The 17,323-nt window shown below is 39.2% G+C and carries 18 protein-coding genes; 11 read left to right on the top strand and 7 right to left on the bottom strand.

Annotated elements, in window-relative coordinates:
• Nucleotides 1-131: 131 nt before the first annotated feature.
• The 3 genes from crtR to H6G76_RS15720 all read left to right on the top strand — a co-directional run bounded on the left by crtR (nucleotide 132) and on the right by H6G76_RS15720 (nucleotide 4,242).
• Nucleotides 132-1,025, top strand: coding sequence for a beta-carotene hydroxylase (gene crtR / locus H6G76_RS15730; protein WP_190702152.1), 894 nt, complete (start codon nucleotides 132-134; stop codon nucleotides 1,023-1,025).
• Nucleotides 1,026-1,433: 408 nt separating this feature from the next.
• Nucleotides 1,434-3,362, top strand: a complete 1,929-nt coding sequence (locus H6G76_RS15725; RefSeq protein ID WP_190702149.1) for a sensor histidine kinase — start codon at nucleotides 1,434-1,436, stop codon at nucleotides 3,360-3,362.
• A gap of 637 nt (nucleotides 3,363-3,999) precedes the next feature.
• The gene (locus H6G76_RS15720; protein WP_190702146.1) at nucleotides 4,000-4,242 is read left to right on the top strand and encodes a hypothetical protein; all 243 of its coding nucleotides are present in this window, start codon (nucleotides 4,000-4,002) and stop codon (nucleotides 4,240-4,242) included.
• A 514-nt stretch (nucleotides 4,243-4,756) separates the two neighbouring features.
• Here H6G76_RS15720 and H6G76_RS15715 read toward each other — a convergent pair.
• Nucleotides 4,757-5,896: a serine/threonine-protein kinase gene (locus H6G76_RS15715; protein ID WP_190702143.1), complete on the bottom strand. Its 1,140-nt coding sequence runs from the start codon at nucleotides 5,894-5,896 to the stop codon at nucleotides 4,757-4,759.
• 109 nt (nucleotides 5,897-6,005) lie between these two features.
• On the opposite strand from H6G76_RS15715, the gene H6G76_RS15710 reads away from it, so the two are divergent.
• Genes H6G76_RS15710 through H6G76_RS15700 form a run of 4 tightly spaced genes read left to right on the top strand, consistent with a single transcriptional unit; the run spans nucleotide 6,006 to nucleotide 7,813 of the window.
• Entirely contained in the window at nucleotides 6,006-7,100 is a 1,095-nt protein-coding gene (locus H6G76_RS15710) for a PstS family phosphate ABC transporter substrate-binding protein (protein ID WP_190702141.1), read from the top strand.
• A complete protein-coding gene (locus H6G76_RS37075; protein ID WP_242056417.1) occupies nucleotides 7,097-7,288 on the top strand; it encodes a papain fold toxin domain-containing protein in 192 nt (63 codons plus the stop codon). Before H6G76_RS15710 ends, H6G76_RS37075 begins: the two co-directional genes overlap by 4 nt.
• Entirely contained in the window at nucleotides 7,279-7,449 is a 171-nt protein-coding gene (locus tag H6G76_RS37070) for a papain fold toxin domain-containing protein (RefSeq protein WP_313934784.1), read from the top strand. The genes H6G76_RS37075 and H6G76_RS37070 overlap by 10 nt, the downstream gene beginning before the upstream one ends.
• Nucleotides 7,450-7,462: 13 nt before the next feature.
• Entirely contained in the window at nucleotides 7,463-7,813 is a 351-nt protein-coding gene (locus tag H6G76_RS15700; protein ID WP_190702138.1) for a hypothetical protein, read from the top strand.
• A gap of 65 nt (nucleotides 7,814-7,878) precedes the next feature.
• On the opposite strand, the gene H6G76_RS15695 is transcribed toward H6G76_RS15700, so the two are convergent.
• The 5 genes from H6G76_RS15695 to H6G76_RS37700 all read right to left on the bottom strand — a co-directional run bounded on the left by H6G76_RS15695 (nucleotide 7,879) and on the right by H6G76_RS37700 (nucleotide 11,248).
• Nucleotides 7,879-8,658, bottom strand: coding sequence for a DUF4058 family protein (locus tag H6G76_RS15695; RefSeq protein WP_190702135.1), 780 nt, complete (start codon nucleotides 8,656-8,658; stop codon nucleotides 7,879-7,881).
• 32 nt (nucleotides 8,659-8,690) lie between these two features.
• A complete protein-coding gene (gene aroH / locus H6G76_RS15690; RefSeq protein WP_199337397.1) occupies nucleotides 8,691-9,092 on the bottom strand; it encodes a chorismate mutase in 402 nt (133 codons plus the stop codon).
• Between the two features lie 95 nt (nucleotides 9,093-9,187).
• On the bottom strand, nucleotides 9,188-10,009 hold the full coding sequence (sppA, locus tag H6G76_RS15685) for a signal peptide peptidase SppA (protein ID WP_190702130.1): 822 nt from the start codon (nucleotides 10,007-10,009) through the stop codon (nucleotides 9,188-9,190).
• A 509-nt stretch (nucleotides 10,010-10,518) separates the two neighbouring features.
• The gene (locus H6G76_RS15680) at nucleotides 10,519-10,815 is read right to left on the bottom strand and encodes a hypothetical protein (protein WP_190702126.1); all 297 of its coding nucleotides are present in this window, start codon (nucleotides 10,813-10,815) and stop codon (nucleotides 10,519-10,521) included.
• A gap of 304 nt (nucleotides 10,816-11,119) precedes the next feature.
• Nucleotides 11,120-11,248 carry a hypothetical protein gene (locus H6G76_RS37700; protein ID WP_277883098.1) on the bottom strand — a complete coding sequence of 43 codons (129 nt, stop codon included), beginning with the start codon at nucleotides 11,246-11,248 and terminating at the stop codon, nucleotides 11,120-11,122.
• A 114-nt stretch (nucleotides 11,249-11,362) separates the two neighbouring features.
• Here H6G76_RS37700 and H6G76_RS15675 point away from each other — a divergent pair, with 114 nt between their 5' ends.
• The 4 genes from H6G76_RS15675 (at nucleotide 11,363) to plsY (ending at nucleotide 14,946) form a co-directional block, all read left to right on the top strand.
• Nucleotides 11,363-12,163: an MlaE family lipid ABC transporter permease subunit gene (locus H6G76_RS15675; RefSeq protein ID WP_190702123.1), complete on the top strand. Its 801-nt coding sequence runs from the start codon at nucleotides 11,363-11,365 to the stop codon at nucleotides 12,161-12,163.
• Nucleotides 12,164-12,256: 93 nt separating this feature from the next.
• Nucleotides 12,257-12,673: a DUF3119 family protein gene (locus H6G76_RS15670; RefSeq protein WP_190702120.1), complete on the top strand. Its 417-nt coding sequence runs from the start codon at nucleotides 12,257-12,259 to the stop codon at nucleotides 12,671-12,673.
• An 86-nt stretch (nucleotides 12,674-12,759) separates the two neighbouring features.
• Nucleotides 12,760-13,998: a DUF3086 domain-containing protein gene (locus H6G76_RS15665; protein ID WP_190702117.1), complete on the top strand. Its 1,239-nt coding sequence runs from the start codon at nucleotides 12,760-12,762 to the stop codon at nucleotides 13,996-13,998.
• 267 nt (nucleotides 13,999-14,265) lie between these two features.
• Nucleotides 14,266-14,946: a glycerol-3-phosphate 1-O-acyltransferase PlsY gene (gene plsY, locus H6G76_RS15660; RefSeq protein ID WP_190702115.1), complete on the top strand. Its 681-nt coding sequence runs from the start codon at nucleotides 14,266-14,268 to the stop codon at nucleotides 14,944-14,946.
• Nucleotides 14,947-15,206: 260 nt separating this feature from the next.
• Here the strand turns inward: plsY and H6G76_RS15655 are convergent, their stop codons facing one another.
• Nucleotides 15,207-16,868: a GMC oxidoreductase gene (locus H6G76_RS15655; RefSeq protein ID WP_190702113.1), complete on the bottom strand. Its 1,662-nt coding sequence runs from the start codon at nucleotides 16,866-16,868 to the stop codon at nucleotides 15,207-15,209.
• Nucleotides 16,869-17,323: the final 455 nt, after the last annotated feature.

Here is a 17,323-nt window from a genome sequence, read left to right as displayed (position 1 = left end):
GTTTCGTCTGGAATGATAGCGTCATTTATCAAAGTATGTAGATAAATATTGCTATATAAAACTTCGCAAAACTTTATTGTTTACTAATATTTATCGTATATTCGTAATGATTGGTAAACAAGGAGTTATGAATGCTGGCATTGGAGGCAGAACAAAAAATATTAAAAGTCCCGCCCAAGGAGTTTTTAGAGCCAGCCGGTAACTTTAGCCCCACAATGCGGCTGTTTTTGGCAGCAGTGACAATGCTAGTGTTATCAAATTTTGGCTATTGGTTGTGGGAATGGCCGCACTGGTTGTGCTTTTGTACTAATACTTTAGCCTTGCATTGTTCGGGAACAGTGATTCACGATGCTTGTCACCAGTCGGCGCATCGCAATCGCATCATTAACGCCATACTAGGTCATGGTAGTGCTTTAATGTTAGCATTTGCCTTCCCTGTATTTACACGCGTACATTTACAGCATCATGCTCATGTCAATCATCCTCAAGATGACCCAGACCATTATGTTTCGACAGGTGGGCCTTTATGGTTGATTGCGGTGCGGTTTTTATACCATGAAGTATTTTTCTTTAAGCGGCAACTTTGGCGCAAGTATGAGCTATTAGAGTGGTTTATCAGCCGTTTAATTGTTGTAAGTATTTTTTATATCTCAATTCAGTATGACTTTTTAGGCTACATCCTCAATTTTTGGTTTATACCAGCATTCATAGTTGGCATAGCATTAGGATTATTTTTTGATTATCTGCCACATCGACCTTTTGTAGAACGCGATCGCTGGAAAAATGCCCGTGTTTACCCTAACCCATTTTTGAATATTCTAATTATGGGGCAGAATTATCATTTAGTGCATCATTTATGGCCTTCTATTCCCTGGTATAACTATCAACCTGCATACTATACAATGAAGCCACTTTTAGACGAGAAAGGCTGTTATCAAACATCAGGATTATTACAAAAAAAAGATTTCTTTGAATTTGTTTACGACATTTTTTTAGGAATTCGCTTTCATCACCTCAAAGAATAGAGTATTTGATTGAGCCTAAAATCTAATAACTTGAGAAAATTTATAAAGTAGACTTAAATTTTAAGTTGCGTTAAGGCTAGGAATCTTTACACATTCATAATAAAAAGGCAGTTTTGTGGCAGATTATATACAGCAAAACTGCCTTTTTCAATTTAAATAAAAGTTCATAAACAACTAATTATTTTTAAATTTATGATTTTTGATAAAACCTTTACAAAATACGCTATTACTTCAAGTTTCAGCTTCATCAAAACCAAAAATTAGTAATTGATAAAACATAATTTCCTGATAAAAACTTTGTTTATTTAGATGTAGTTCCTGGGAATACTAGAGTTAATCGCTTTAAGGTAAAACTTTTAATTACATGAGCTTAAAGCGTAAAGTAACTTTTATCCTTTAACTCAAGATATGGCTGACCTTAACTCAATCTCATCAAACCAAAAGACGCATCATATAACACTGCTTTACGCAAAATTGAGCCAATGGCCACGCCGCTTGAAAGTAGGGCAAAAAATTGCTTGCGGTTATGGAATTACTTTAAGTGTGGCTGTTTTGGGAACCCTTGCGGGGATGGTGCTTGGAGATTATTACAACAATTTAGCAGTTGAAACTCAAGAAGATGCGCTTCAGGAAATTCAGCTAGTCAATCACCTCAAAATTACTGAATTAACAACACGAAACAAGAGACAACGGCTAACTTTTTTACTGGGTAATTCCAAACTTGTACAGCAAGAATATTCTGAACTTAAAAAATCTATCTCTGAATTTAGAGAAGCATGGTCAGAATTGCAAACTTTGGAAGGAAATCCAGACTATGAACATGATTCAGAGGAAGAAATCGCCAAAGTGCAAAATTTTATGCAGACTTATAAGGGAATTCCAGAAGCTTATTTAAAACAAGTAGAAGAACTGCTAAATTCCTTTGATTTAGAGAATGTGCAGCCAGAATACATTGAGACTATACGATACAAACTTATCAACTTCAGTAGCAGTCGAGAGGTAGAGCAATTAAACAATTTTTCTCATGACCTGACTCAGCTGGTTGACCGCGCTGCTGGCGAATATGACGAAGCCGCAGAAGTTTTGAAATCTGCCCAAAAACTGCGATCGCAAATTATTATTACCAGCCTAGCATTATCTATAATGATTGCAGCGTTTTTGGCATTTTATACTAGTCGGGCGATCGCGCGACCCATTCAAAACCTTACCCATGTAGTACAACAGTCAATCCAGAAGTCTGATTTTGATGTGCAAGTATCAGTCACGGCTGAGGATGAAGTTGCTGTCTTGGCTACCTCGTTTAATCAGCTTATTCACTCCATCAAAGACCTTTTAGCAGAACAGCAGCAAGCAAATCAACAGCTAGAAGCATACAGTCAAACCCTAGAAAACCAAGTAGCCCAACGTACTCAAGAATTAAAGGAAAATAATCAGCGTTTGCACCAAACCTTAGAAGAATTGCATCTTACCCAAACTCAAATGGTGCAAACTGAAAAAATGTCTGCTTTGGGACAAATGGTGGCAGGTATAGCCCATGAAATCAACAATCCAGTAAACTTTATTTATGGCAATCTCAGCCATATCAAAGAATACACACAAGACTTAGTTAGATTACTTCAAGCCTATCAAGAGTATTACCCAAATCCACCTCAGGCTTTACAAACAGCAGCAGATGAAATTGAATTGGAATTCTTGAATGAAGATTTGAAAAAAATCATCCAGTCAATGGAGGTTGGTGCTAGCCGGATCAGCGAAATTGTCAAGTCTCTCCGCAATTTCTCCCGCTTAGATGAAGCAGAATTTAAAGCAGTGGATATTCATGAAGGTATCGACAGCACCTTAATGATTTTACAACATCGACTCAAAGCAAAAGCAGAAAATACGCCAATTCAAGTAATTAAAGACTATGGCCAGTTGCCCTTAGTTGAATGCTATGCAGGGCTACTTAACCAAGTATTTATGAATTTACTAACAAATGCGATCGATGCCTTAGAAGAAACTCACCACCAACATTCAAATCAAGGCATGACAAAGCAACCTCAGCAGATATGGATTAAAACTCAGTTGCAGTCTGAAGATTATGTCTTAATTACCATTACCGATAATGGTATAGGTATTCCAAAAGGATTTAAACTAAAATTATTTGACCCTTTCTTTACAACTAAACCTGTGGGTAAAGGTACAGGTTTAGGATTGTCAATTAGCTATCAAATTATTAACAAAAAACATCAAGGAAAGCTTTGGTGTGATTCTCAGCCCGGAGAAGGCACTCAATTTTTTATAGAAATTCCAGTTCACCAAAATTTAAAATGTATGCTTCAACCACCACAGATATAGGAATCCGGTTTGATTTTTGAAATTATCTGTATAGGCTGGGAGTAGGAAAGAGTAATTTATGGGGTTCCCGTTTCTAACGCATAACAAAAATAATTGCAACTATCCATTGGTATAGATTTTTTATATGCTTAAAAGGCTTTACTTTTAAAATAAGATTTAAAGATTTTATATATAAAAACCAAGCACTTTTCATTAATTAGAATCTGTGCCTGAGAAATAAAGTAATAATAGAAAGTATTAGGATGCAGATTAATTTTTCGTTAAAAGCCTTTTATGCTTATAGATTTAGCTTATATAGGTTAAGAAAAGAATTGTATAAATTAAAGCATCACTAAAGGCTATCTACTACATAATACTTATGCCAATATAAACTACAAAACTATTTAAATGATTTGATCTTAGAGACATACGCCAGGTCTTAGATATTGAAAAATAACAAAAATTTATACATAATTAATCATTATTTTTTAAAAGAAATTTATAAAGTATCTTTTTTAAAAAATTGGACATCGGCTATGCATTAATTAATAAAAATTCTATAATCAACGCAGCAGTGCAAAAAGCAGTGGATATCCTGATTATTCATTTATTTTATGCAGTGCAGTTTTAATGTCCTTACTGAGTGAATACTAAGATTATGGAAAGCACATTGTTGACAACACTCAACCCCAGCGATGAAGCTAATATTTCTGGTGGTACAAAAGTAGTGAAATATTATCACAAACCTAAAAAAGAACACGAAGATAAAGAAAAAGAGGACAAATACAAACCTAAAAAGGAACACGAAGATAAAAAAGAAGAGGACAAATACAAAATTGATCTAGCCAAACTTCTGAAATTGTTAGCATCACTTGACATAAAATTAATAGTCCACAAGTAACCCAGAAGTAATGTCTACATCAATGTTAAGCAGCATTTGTTAGTTTTGTAAGGTTCAGTAGAAGAGAAATAGTAATAAAGACACAGTTAACCGTGCCTTTATTAGGAATGAAATGCCGTGCGTTAAATCCTTTCTCCTGTTGACGCAGGTGAAATCAATTTTACACAAGGCTCAATAGCTAATCTAAATAATCTTAATGAGCGATTAGCTCGTTTTTGCAGTGGTTTCATCCTAACATACTTTATTATTTCTACCACTACTTTCCTTCAACAAAATTAATTAAAACTCATTGACAATTGTCAATGAGTTTACTAGTTTTTATCCTTAAATATATTGCTCATGTTTGCATAGCTAAATTTACCATATTCATAGCAATTTAGTAACTTGTGAAAGATGGCGAAACAAGACATCCTTAAAGCATCTAAATAGCAGGAAGGGTAAAAACCTTTTCGTGTTTAAGTTGGAATATCTGTTGATACTTAACCAATTTGGTTGTTACTATGTTAAATAAAAATTAATAAGAGATTCCAGAATTTTCAGGTAGTGAATTTTGAATTTTTGGTTCTGGGAAAATTATCAACTGCACAGACCAGTAGCTCACAAGCATAAGAATGAAACCTGAAACTACACCAATTACTAGACCTATGAGCATAGGAGATTTTTTAGTGTCTTCAGAAATCTCAAGCTTATCTGTTGAAGTGTTGACAGGTACAGATGTTGTTGTATCAAACACTGGATAAGAATTATCTGAAAATAAAGTATTTTGGGCGTGAAATGGTGATATGAGTGTAGACTCTGAATCTTCGATTGGAGTGTAGAGATTTATAAATGGTTGCAGTGCCTCTAGTGCTTCGGCTGCTGATTTATATCGGTCTTGAAAGTGGTAGCGAACCATTTTATTAATCACTACAGCTAAATTAACATTAACATCAGCTAAATGTTCCCAAACAACTTCACCTGTTTTGCGGTCTTCTGATAATTGTGTAGGGTGTACTCCGGTGAGTGCTTGAATGGCAATCATACCTAGCGCGTAGATATCACTATTCGGTCGTGGTCTACCCCGATGTTGTTCACTAGGCATATAGCCTGGTGTACCGATCGCAATTGTAGACTGATCAATAGACAAAGAATTTTTTTGGTCTTTCACTAATTGAGTCAAAATCGGCTTAACTGCACCAAAATCAATCAAAACTAAACGATGATCATGCTGTCGCCGCATAATATTGCTGGGCTTGACATCTCGATGTATCAGCCCGTGGTTATGTACAAAATTCAGGATTTCTAAAACTTCTTGCAGTAGTTGCACAACTTTAGCCTCAGACCAGCGATAACCAGCCTGAAGTTCTGCACTGAGTGTGTGTCCTGCAATAAATTTCTGTACTAAGTAAAATTCCCGTTCATCTTCAAAATGCGCTAACAGATGGGGAACTAAATCATAATCGCCTAATTTTTGCAGTGCGGCTGTTTCTCTATTAAATAGCCGTCTGCGAACTTCTTCAGGGATAGAAAAATCGCTACTAGGTAGAAAATGCTTGACAACGCAGGTCGGGCGATGGGGGAGATAGGTATCTTCAGCCATGTAAGTTTTACAAAACATTCCTTGGCTCAAAATCTGGACAACTTGGTAACGTTCTCCTAGTAGCTTAGTTAACATATAATGATGAACCTGACAGTAGGTTTCAGTAATATTACTTAAGTGCAATTACATATAGATTTAATATATAGTTTTTATAGAGAAATACTTTATATAAATTTAAATTTAAATGAGCAAAACAGGCCGAAGATCTGCTTCACTCAGCCCTGACGCAATTCAGATGATTAGAGGTTTAATCATCGGGAAAGTGATGACGCTGGTAGTCATTGGCGGGCTATGGTTATGGTTAAGACCACGTACATACGAGCCTAGTTATGCGCTTTCTAGTTCTAGAGAGCTTAGAGAATCTAACCGTACTTCTACGGGTTCAACCTTTGAAAGTGTTCCTGATGTACCTATGGATGCTTTCAAATATGGCGGTAGTACAGCTTGGGCAACGATTAGGCAACTCGTAAATTCTCAAATCCAACATACTCGCCCAGAATTTCAATTAGTTTATGTAAATCCTACAGTTGGTAGCCCTGGTTCTGGCGCAGGGATTAGAATGTTGCTGGAAGGAGAATTGGACTTTACCGAATCTTCCCGTCCTTTAACAGCTACAGAACAAGCCCATGCTGAACAGCAAGGGTTTAAATTTGAGCAGCGTGAGATTGCTGTTGATGCGATCGCAGTAGTCGTTAACCCAGAACTTCAAGTACCAGGCTTAACCGTTGACCAGCTACAGCAAATTTATCTTGGCAAAATTACTAATTGGCAGCAAGTAGGCGGGCCAAATCTGCCCATTGTTCCCTTGTCGCAATCTCCGGAAAACGCAGATACGCTGTTGTTTGCTGATAAACCGGCAGATAAGCAAGGGCTGAGTTCGCGCGTCCAGTATGTTTATTCTTCTACCGAAGCACTACGCCGCATTAAAACAACTCCTGGCAGTTTATATTACGCCTCTGCTAGAGGGGTTGTAAATCAATGTAATGCCAAGCTACTGCCTTTAGGATTGAATTCTCAACCGCTGGTTTCTCTCTACCGTGAACCTGTCATCCAGCCAAATCAGTGTCCGGAAAAACGCAATCAGCTGAATACCGCAGTTATCCAAAACGGCAGATATCCATTGACTTCTAAGTTATTTGTAATTATTAAACAAAATCAAGGACGAGAACAGCAAGCAGGGGAAGCTTATGCCAAACTGTTGCTGACTGATCAAGGACAACAGGCGCTCGCCCAAGCTGGTTATGTCCCGATTAAAAGTCAGGAAACAGCTTCTAATTGAGAGATGAACTGAGTGCGATCGCTTCTGCGTTCAAAATTTTTGAATGTGTTCCCTGTGCTATAGCCTTGCGTCAATTTCTGATTGAGCAAAATATTTCTGGCACACAGATTAGCCTATTTACTGGTAGTACAGAAGACCCTTTCTGTAACATTTATACCATGAACGCCTTCAACAAAACATCTCGATAAATGGACGACACGAAGCGATCGCAGTTGAAATTGACGGACAAGAACTCATTTTTGACAACATCCATCCCGAAGGAATTGCCAGAGTAAAATGGATAAATAACCTTTACTGCCCTGCACAAGATTTAGGCGGCAATTTCCAAATTACTGAAACTGAATTTTAAATCAGAGGGACAGATGGTTGACTTATATGATTTAATTCGCAATATCCAAAAACGTCCTGCTATGTATTTAGGACGAGTTTCTATTTCTAATCTCCGTACTTTTCTGGCTGGTTACTGTTTTGCACGTCGCCAGATGGAAATTCCTCAAACACAACAGGAACAGCAATTTTCAGAATTTCAAACCTGGATTCAGCAGAAATTCAATTTGAATTCTCATCAAACCTGGGATCAAATAATTTTATTTTTTTCTCAAGATGAGCCTACTGCTTTAGAACAGTTTTTTAAATTATTTGATGAATTTACTCAACAATTCGAGAGTGAATTTTCAATCAACGCAACCGTTGCTGAAGAAGCGTTAAATTAACTATATTGGCTATTTTAAGGACAAAATGCGATCGCTCAAGCTGGTTTTGTCCCTGTCAGCACTCATCACCCACCTCGAATGGCAGCAAGTAATTCATCAATCCACTGTTGGTCAGCTGCCGATAGTTTTGGCGGGGGGACAGGTTGGTGATAATCAATACGAAATTGGTAAGAACCGCGATCGTAAACACCCAGCAAAATGGTCTGTAAATCAACTGCTAATTCCGGATCATCAGATTTGAGAGGTAATGAGAAGTTAGGAATTGGCTCTCTCAATTGGAATTCATACAGATCTGCCATTGGCCGGGTAGTGGCTCGACTGACTATGATGCGATAATCGCTTGTCTCCTCTACCCCAATCATAGGCATTGGTGTATTTTCTCGAAGTAAGTCAATTTCAACTAGGTGAGATAAACTGCCCAGCACTCGCTGCCGCTTTTTCTCATAAGCAGTTCGCCCTTCGCCCTTGCGCTTATTCTTGGGTGATAGTACTTCAATAACCGTAATTACCTGATGAGTACCTACCTCCCGCACTTCTAAATAACGCTCTTTGACCTCAACTTGCATAGGGAGTCGAATTTGCTTTGGACGAGTTTGTGTGGCAGTTGTTGTAGGTTGTGCTACAGGCGAATTTGAAGCACTCAGCACGACCGCATCGGGAATTCCCACCAATAATTGGGTGTCTTCGTCATCCAGATAGGTGCGGGTTTCCACTGCTACATAATATTTGGGTTGCAGATAGGGTGTGAGCGCATCAGAAATTGCCACAATCAATCGGCTGTGAAACTCGTGCCAAAGTGAAGGCAATTCTAGATAGGGGTTCATGCCAGGAAAGGGGGATGGCATTGATGAAACTCCCAGATGTCTAAGTTATTAATTTATACTTTTGACTCAATTGCTGCCTGTGATTTGTGTAAAGACTGGGGTAAACTCCAATCTGGACGCAAACTAGAAGCATGGCGCAAATATATATGGTGTATGGGCGCAGAGGTTGGCAGATAAGCGTGAATTAAAAAGCGGATGCAACGTTGTAAACTGCCTTCGACGTGCATTTGTTGCACATCTAACATAGCTACATTATCCCAACCAGGACGTGTTCTGGCGATCGCCGCCGGAAAAATCGCATCTAAATCGCGTGTGACTGAAAAAGTCACGCTGATCATATCTTCTGGTTGGATTTGATTTCGGTGTTCTAGTTCTTCTAGCAGTTCTGTAACTGCTTCTCGCATTGCTTCAATTGTGTTTTCTGCAACCGTTGTTGCTCCGCGAATTGCTCGCATTTGCCACTCCACGCCAAAAATCCTCCTTAAATATTAGTCAACAGTTAACAGTCAACAGTCATTAGCCAATGACTAATAACTGATGACCAATGCATTTATGGTCGATATAACCACAGTGGCAGACCACTGGTAGACATTTCAAATTCTAGCCAGTCAGCACCTGCTCCTAATCGTGATGAAACTTGACGACTCCCTGGTAGAAAACGGCTCAACAAAGGTTTTGGTTCTTCGAGGTTAAAGCATTGTGTTTTTTCGGGGTCAAGACCAACCAGTTCTGCTGTCCAGCGACGAGCATCTTCTTCGGTTCCCAGGCGGTCTACTACTCCCAATTCTAGAGCTTGTTGCCCAGTAAATATCCGTCCGTCAGCGAAGCTTTTTACAGTTTCTACTGCTAAAGAACGAGCATCGGCTACTGTTTGCACAAACTGCTGATAACTTGTGTCAATCAACTCTTGCAAGATATGTTGTTCTGGTTCTGTTAGTTCCCGATCAAATGCCAAAATGTCTTTGTACGGGCCAGACTTGATCACTTTGAAGGAAACACCAATTTTTTCGAGCAAGCGTTCCAAGTTATTCCCCCGCAAAATCACACCAATGCTTCCCGTAATGGTTCCGGGGTTAGCCATGATGTGTTCGGCTCCCATACCGATGTATACACCACCTGAGGCGGAAATATTACCAAAACTCGCTACAATTTTGATTTTTTCGCGTAACCGCTTCAGGGCGCTATAAATTTCTTGGGAGTCTCCGACTGTACCCCCAGGGCTATCAATGCGTAAAAGTAAAGCGGGAAATTTCTTCTCTTCTACGGTCTTTAACGCTTCTAAAACGCGTTTACGTGTACCACTAGCGATCGCACCAGTAATTTCAATCCGAGCAATTTGTTTACGAAACTTAGACTTAAACGGCCAAACCATGAGCAGTCAACAAACCTCTTATATAATCTCACTATAAAATGCCCAGAGGTCAACTGAAGTATGAAGTATGAAGTATGAAAGTCACCGAATCTTAGCTTCCCTTTTTCAGGAGAGTAAATCGCAGAGTTTGAAAACAGTCCCTGGGGACGCAGTTTCCATTCTCACTTCATCATTCATTTTTTTTCAGTTAAAGATCCTTGTCTAATAAATGGACATTCTGCTATTCAGCATTTTATAGTAGACAACCTCAAGACTGCTTGATGTTAGCTCTCGCTCAATCTAAGATAACTAAAAATTTATCATCTCGTTGTTATAAATTTTTTCATTCCAGTTGCCAATCTTGAGCAACTAATTATTTATTGTTTTAATTATTAATGTAACAAATATTACTATAGTTTTTAAGCAAAACTCATCTTAAGTTCTGTAGTGTTTTGCTCTTAAAACTAATATTTAACAATACTTTTAACTTGTTATTAGTCTAGCAAACTTAGCGATCGCACTTTAATTACTTAAGAATCTATGCGTAGAATTTGACATCTGTAATAAGCATAAGTATCAAACAATCCACCTACAAAGCTCCAAGTCAAACTAATAATCAAAAGTCCGTGTAAAGAATTTCCACTACCAAAAATAGCAAGAAAATGTAATATACCCCTGGCACCAGCTTCAGTGAGTGCTTGCAAACCAGGAAAGTAACCTAGACCAGTTACAATCACCAGAATTCCGCCAATCAAAAACATGGGAGCGACAAAGCTAAAAATAATCGTCAGCAATAGAGAGCGGAGAAAGTTAGTCAGAAAACTCATGAAAGACAACCTCCAGAAAGGAACCGCAGAATAGCTAAACCGCTAGCTACCATCTTCTACAATACGAGCGATCGCTCCCTAAAAGTGAATATGTCAAAAATCTTAAGTTTTCATTAAAAAAACAGACATGAACTACATAATCTGCATTATGGATATGCCAGCTCGTAAATTGATAAAACCCGCACTAGAAGGAGCTTTGAGAATATATCCAATCAATAGCATAGCTCAAAATAACTATTGGCAAAGCTTTATTTTATGAGAGCAAGTTTAAAGTAAGTTAACCTAAACCTGATTTACATCCGTCTTAACGATAGGGAGCGCGGGAGAAAAGTATGAAGTGTGAAGTATGAAGTGTAAAGTATGAAGTACCGAGTTCTGAGGTGAAAGTTTCGGGTTCAAAGGTGAAAATTTTGAGTTCTGAGGTTGAAGCCATAGTATTTACTCCTGCCTCCTGCCTTCTGCCTCCTGCCTTTTGACAAATGACTCTTGACTATTAACCAATGACTTTCGCTATTCTTAAGGCTATTACCGAGTTAGCGACAGAAAATTGAGTCAGAGTACAACATCTAAATCAAGTTTAGCAGCATGGGGTCAGCGATTGGTCGCCGCGATTTTTCTGGGAGGACAGCTAATCGTTCACCTGGTGCGGGGCAAAATCCATTGGCGTAATACCTTAGAACAAATGGTAGCAGTGGGGCCAGACTCTCTGTTTATTGCCCTATTAACAGCTATTTTTGTTGGTGCTGTGTTTACCATTCAGGTAGCGCGAGAATTTATTAACTTTGGCGCGGGAAATCTAGTCGGTGGCGTACTGGCGGTAGCATTAACACGAGAACTATCACCAGTACTCACAGCAGTCATTTTAGCCGGGCGAGTTGGGTCTGCCTTTGCCGCAGAAATCGGTACTATGCGGGTGACAGAACAAATCGATGCCATGTTGATGTTAAGAACCGACCCCATCGATTACTTAGTTATTCCACGCATGATTGCTTGTTGCTTAATGCTGCCAATTTTAACTCTCCTGTCTTTAATAACAGGCATGACTGGCGGATTGTTTATTGCCTCTAATCTATATGGAATCGCAGATAACGTATTTTTAGAATCTGCCCGTAGCCTGGTTGATACTTGGGATATTTGTAGTGCCTTGATTAAAGCAGTTTGTTTTGGAATGTTAATTGCTGTCATTGGTTGCAGTTGGGGCTTGACAACCACAGGCGGAGCCAAAGGTGTGGGACAATCAACTACAACTGCTGTCGTTACTGCGTTACTGCTGATATTTATTAGCAACTTCTTTCTGTCTTGGTTAATGTTTCAAGGCGCAGGCAGTGCATTGTTACAAGGGTTTTAAAGAGGCGAGAGGTTAAAATTTGAATTTAAAACCTTATCCTATTACCTATTGCCTATTACCTAACCTTCACCTCCTAATCCTAAAATAGGAAAGATGTCTACTAAAGAAACAGGATTTGAAACAGTGACCAGTTCATTTGCGCCTAACTCCGCAGCAACTGTGGAACTCAAACCTAGTTACAATATCCCTTTAGTTTTGGTAATTGCGGCTATTCCCATCCTGATTGTGCAACCTTTATTAGGTGCAGCGATCGCATTTTTTGGTTTGTTTCTTTTGTTTCAAACTGTAACGTTGCGTTTACAATTTACTGCCACTGACTTAGACATTTACAGAGGTGAAAAGTTACTTCGGCGTTTTCCCTACCGAGAATGGCAAAACTGGCGGATATTCTGGAATGGTTTTCCTGTACTGTTTTATTTTAAAGAAATCAACAGTATTCACTTTTTGCCAATTTTGTTTGACCCCAACACCCTAAAAGCTTGTTTGGAAGAACGCTGTCCACGTATTTAAGTCTGAGTCAAGAGTCAATAGTCAATGGTTGATAAAGGACAAATGACCTATATTTATTTGCATCATAGGAATTAAATTTATAGTTTATGAACCCTGACGCATCTCAAACTCCAGAACCCATAGATGAGTGGTTGGAGCAATTACAACCAGAGAAACCTAACATCGAAAACCCAGAAAACTCATCTTTAGAGCCAGTTCTGGAAACAGAAGCGTCAACTTCATCAGTTGATACAGAACTGGCTGATACTGTGCATGAACCAACGACAGAGCCAATATCTGAGGTTGTAGTTCTAGCAACTGACACAGATGGGATAGGATCAGACATACAATCACAAAATAATTCACTCGCACAAGCAGAGCAAAGATTAGCTCAACTGCAACAGACTGAAGCAGAACTCACAGCAGAAATTAACAAGTTACGGGAGACTTACAACAGTCTGCAAACACAATTGAGTGATACTCAAACAGCACTGGGGCGCATTGTTCAAGAAACACTAGGACAGCTTGAACAACGCAAACAAGCACTGCAAATTTCCATAGAACAGCTAGAACGCCGTCAAGAACGCATCCGTAATGAAATGCGAACTACCTTTGCGGGTGCATCGCAAGACTTAGCAATTCGTGTTCAAGGTTTTAAAGACTATCTCACTGGTAGCTTACAAGATTTAGCCGTCGCCGCCGAGCAGTTGCAATTAGTCCCAGAGGTCAGAGAACGAGAAAAACCAACTGTCAAAGAAGCTAAACCCGCCGAACCCGAACCAAATACCCCACAATTTGCCCAACAGCAGTTTCAAGACACAACCAAGCAAATTCGCCGCTTAATTGACCAATATCGTAACAAACCAGATTATTACGGCCCAGCTTGGCAACTACGGCGCACCTTTGAACCAGTTCATGCAGAACGAGTCTCAAATTGGTTTTTTGGTCAAGGGGGACGGGGTGCTTTGCGGACAATGGGTAGCCGCTTGCAAAATACTTTGATTGCTTCGGCGGTGATTTCGATCCTACACAAATTGTATGGCGATCGCGTCCGTACTTTAGTTTTAGCCAATACACCAGAACGTCTGGGTGAATGGCGGCGAGGTCTGCAAGACTGCTTGGGCATAGGTCGTCCAGACTTTGGCCCTGACCGAGGTGTAGTATTATTTGAAGCAGCAGACGCTTTAGCACAAAAAGCTGACCGTTTGGTAAAAGCTAATCAACTACCCTTAATTATCATTGACGATTCTGAGGAGCAAATTAGTTTAGGACTGCTGCAATTTCCTTTGTGGTTGGCGTTTGCTCCTGACCCCAAAGCCATGAGAAATTATGATGATGATTTCTAGTCAATAGTCATTGGTCAACGCCCTTCGGGCAGGGAAAAGGTTAAAGGGGAAAGGGAAAGGGAACCCCATAACTAAAGTTAGGGGCTTGATACGAGGATGCTGTATTCCTCGTACTACCTATCTCGAAATATATCTTTGTTCCTTCTCCAGGTTTAAAAACTCATTTCTTGCAACCTTTCCCCTTTCCCCCTCTTCGGTCACCTGCTATATCTTGGACTATTGACTATAGACTATTGACTATGGACACTTGATTTTCTTGAGTTGTTTATGGCTATCTGGTTAGGCTTGTGTGGGGCAGTTTTGATAGTAGCTTATTTGTTGGGTTCCTTTCCCACTGGCTACATTGCTGTCAAGCAGTTAAAAGGTATTGATATTCGGGAAGTCGGTTCTGGTTCAACCGGGGCTACCAATGTACTGAGGGCTTTGGGTAAAGGGGCAGGAGCTTTCGTTTTAGGACTTGATTGCTTAAAAGGAGTATTAGCGATCGCTCTAGTTTATGCCTTATTTAACTTTGCTGCTAGCCAAAATTTCATCCCTCAAACTGTAGATGTAAAATTATGGCAACCCTGGATGGTAACTTTAGTGGGTTTAGCCGCCATATTAGGACATAGTAAATCAATTTTTCTCGGCTTTACTGGTGGTAAATCTGTTGCTACCAGCTTAGGAATATTATTGGCGATGAATTGGCAAGTTGGTTTAGCCACCTTGGGAGTATTTGCAGTGGTGGTAGCTATTTCTAGAATTGTATCGTTAAGTTCGATTGCTGGAGCGATCGCTGTAACAATTTTGATGGTAGTTTTCCAGCAACCATTGCCATATATTTTGTTTGGTATTCTAGGTGGATTGTATGTGATTGTGCGTCACCGGAGTAATATTGAACGAATTTTGGCAGGTACAGAACCAAAAATTGGGCAGAAGTTAACAACAGAACCCGAACAGACTGCATAGATGGCTAAATGCCTACCATATGGGGAGTAGGGGAGCGGAGGGGCAGGGGAGAGAGCAATACGGTTCGGATAAGCATTTTGAACTAAAAATTGGTTTGGGGAAAAGGTTAAAGGGTAAGGGTTAAAGGTTTTTTCTTCCCCTTTTCCCCTTCGCCTTTCCCCCTTAACCGAACCGTATTGGGGGAGAGAGTACCTTCATTCCCTTTCGGAACCTTGCACCCCTACACCCTTGCAGTCTCAACCAGCAAGCTTTTGTGATTATTAGCTAATCGATTTCGATGCCATGACTGTTTTCACGTGGTCTGCCAGTCTAATTGCCAAAGCGACAATAGTAAGAGTGGGATTAGCATAGCCTCCTGTAGGAAAAACAGAGCTACTGGCTATGAACAAATTAGAAACGCCGTGGACTTGGCAATTGCGGTCTACAACACCCTGCTTAGGGTCGTCATGCATACGTGTTGTTCCCATGTGATGATGTGTGCCAGGATGGATTAATTTTGGTAGATTTCCATCTCGTTCAACTTGTAACTGACCTATTCCCGCACTCTTCATTTCCTTTTGCAGGATATCCTGGGTTCGCTTAATGTTTTGGATATCAATATCGTTCCAACGCCAGTGTAACTTAACTTGCTGACGACCGAGGCGATCGCGATTAGCACTCAGCGTTATCCGGTTATCTGGGTCGGGTACTTGTTCCGTTTGATGCAGGGCTTCAAACTCAGCAAATCGACTTTCATGACCGCGAATATACGACCAACCACCCCAAGCAAGACTGGGAATAAAAGGTTGTTGCTTAGTTACTGCTCCATAACCAGCAGGCAAAATATAGTCTAAACCAGTAATCAAATGTCTTACGTGTTTGGCAACATCTTTACGTGCTTTTGAATTATGCAAGAACGAAAGCAGTGTTTTTAACGAATTAACAGCTTGTAACTGATATGGTTTTGGGATGGGAAATAGCAATGTACTATTATTTAGTATTTGTTCGCGGCGCATAACTTCTTCGCTGAGGGTGAGTTTGCCCATCACTGGTATGTTATTTACCCGCCGCAAATCGTATAAAGCAGTACGCTGAAAAAGCTCTGGATTAGTAGGAATCAATTTACCACAGCTTACTAGAGGATGATCCATAAAGAACCTACCTACTAGATCGTTTTGATTGCCTAGACCAGCTTTTTGCACCTTATTTGATAGTAATAATAAACGTGCAGTTTCAATACCACCAGCAGCTAGAATTACAACTTTTGCACGAACCCAAAATTCGTTACCTGATAAACAAGCTACTCGTAAGCGAGTTACAGTTTTAGCTGTTTCATCTGTTTCTATCTCCATTAAGTTAGCGTTGAGATAAGTAGTAATATTTCTAGCTTGATTAATTTCTTCACGGTACTCATGGGTAAAGACAGCACGTGGGCCAAACTGAAACATACTAGTGGTTATATTACTGCCCAAAGGTAGCTGAGGAGTTTGAATATCTTCCCAAGTCTCAGCATCATAAGCAAAAGTTCCTAGTTTACAAACTGCTTGGGCGCGTTTGTAGAAAGGATCGAGGTGTGATTTATCAAAAGGCCAGCCACTGTATGGTAGCCAGTCCCGTTTCTCAAAATCTATCTTGTCTAAAGGTACGTACCTAACACCAATTTGATTGTCACCTAATCTAATTTTCCAGGAGTTGGCTGTACCACCAAATTGAAAACGACGTTGTTCGTCTAGTGTGCCAAAAAGATTCCCTACACTTTCACCTTGAGAAAGCGATTGAGTATTTTCATCAAAATCAATACCACCACTTTCTAAAAGACAAACCCGGAAATCTGCAAAGGCTAATTCACGTGCCAAAGTTATACCAGCTGGCCCAGCACCAACGATACAAACTTCTGTTTCAATAGTCTCATCTGTAGGTAGTGTGCGTGCGTCTATTAACATTAACTACTTATAGTAATTCTAAATGTTTTCTGAACAAGGAAATTTTGATAAATATTTCCACTTTTCCCTTGTTTCAATCAACATGAATATGGCACAACTCAAATAAAATTGCCACAGATAAACAAGATTTTTTAATCTTATTAAGTATTGTATTTTAAAATACTCAATATTTAGTTAACTATTTTACATATGGATTGTTATTCCTGTAACAAAATCTCACTAGATATTTTCTAAAAGTATTCAAATTAACGATAATTGGCAGTCTGATAGGCGCAAATTAAGTATGTATAATAAGTAAAGATTACAGATTATTAGTTGAATAATATATATATACGTTCATAAAATATTCATACAGCAAATATTTTTATTTACTTTCTCTTGATGAAATTGGCTATAAACTATCCTTAAATAATTTACGGAGAAAAATAAGTTAAAACTCAATTTTTCTCTATTTA

This window comes from Nostoc sp. FACHB-152, assembly GCF_014697475.1.
Classification (GTDB): Bacteria; Cyanobacteriota; Cyanobacteriia; order Cyanobacteriales; family Nostocaceae; genus Nostoc_B.
This window is presented reverse-complemented; position numbering and strand designations above follow the sequence as displayed.

Excerpts from the sequence above, each read along its gene's own strand:
- H6G76_RS15725 (WP_190702149.1), top strand. The coding sequence starts at position 1,434 with ATGGCTGACCTTAACTCAATCTCATCAAACCAAAAGACGCATCATATA.
- H6G76_RS15710 (WP_190702141.1), top strand. The coding sequence starts at position 6,006 with ATGAGCAAAACAGGCCGAAGATCTGCTTCACTCAGCCCTGACGCAATT.
- plsY (WP_190702115.1), top strand. The coding sequence starts at position 14,266 with ATGGCTATCTGGTTAGGCTTGTGTGGGGCAGTTTTGATAGTAGCTTAT.
- sppA (WP_190702130.1), bottom strand. The coding sequence starts at position 10,009 with ATGGTTTGGCCGTTTAAGTCTAAGTTTCGTAAACAAATTGCTCGGATT.
- aroH (WP_199337397.1), bottom strand. The coding sequence starts at position 9,092 with ATGCGAGCAATTCGCGGAGCAACAACGGTTGCAGAAAACACAATTGAA.
- H6G76_RS15670 (WP_190702120.1), top strand. The coding sequence starts at position 12,257 with ATGTCTACTAAAGAAACAGGATTTGAAACAGTGACCAGTTCATTTGCG.
- H6G76_RS37700 (WP_277883098.1), bottom strand. The coding sequence starts at position 11,248 with ATGGCTTCAACCTCAGAACTCAAAATTTTCACCTTTGAACCCGAAACT.
- H6G76_RS15720 (WP_190702146.1), top strand. The coding sequence starts at position 4,000 with ATGGAAAGCACATTGTTGACAACACTCAACCCCAGCGATGAAGCTAAT.
- H6G76_RS15680 (WP_190702126.1), bottom strand. The coding sequence starts at position 10,815 with ATGAGTTTTCTGACTAACTTTCTCCGCTCTCTATTGCTGACGATTATT.
- H6G76_RS15695 (WP_190702135.1), bottom strand. The coding sequence starts at position 8,658 with ATGCCATCCCCCTTTCCTGGCATGAACCCCTATCTAGAATTGCCTTCA.
- H6G76_RS15665 (WP_190702117.1), top strand. The coding sequence starts at position 12,760 with ATGAACCCTGACGCATCTCAAACTCCAGAACCCATAGATGAGTGGTTG.
- crtR (WP_190702152.1), top strand. The coding sequence starts at position 132 with ATGCTGGCATTGGAGGCAGAACAAAAAATATTAAAAGTCCCGCCCAAG.
- H6G76_RS15700 (WP_190702138.1), top strand. The coding sequence starts at position 7,463 with ATGGTTGACTTATATGATTTAATTCGCAATATCCAAAAACGTCCTGCT.
- H6G76_RS15655 (WP_190702113.1), bottom strand. The coding sequence starts at position 16,868 with ATGTTAATAGACGCACGCACACTACCTACAGATGAGACTATTGAAACA.
- H6G76_RS15715 (WP_190702143.1), bottom strand. The coding sequence starts at position 5,896 with ATGTTAACTAAGCTACTAGGAGAACGTTACCAAGTTGTCCAGATTTTG.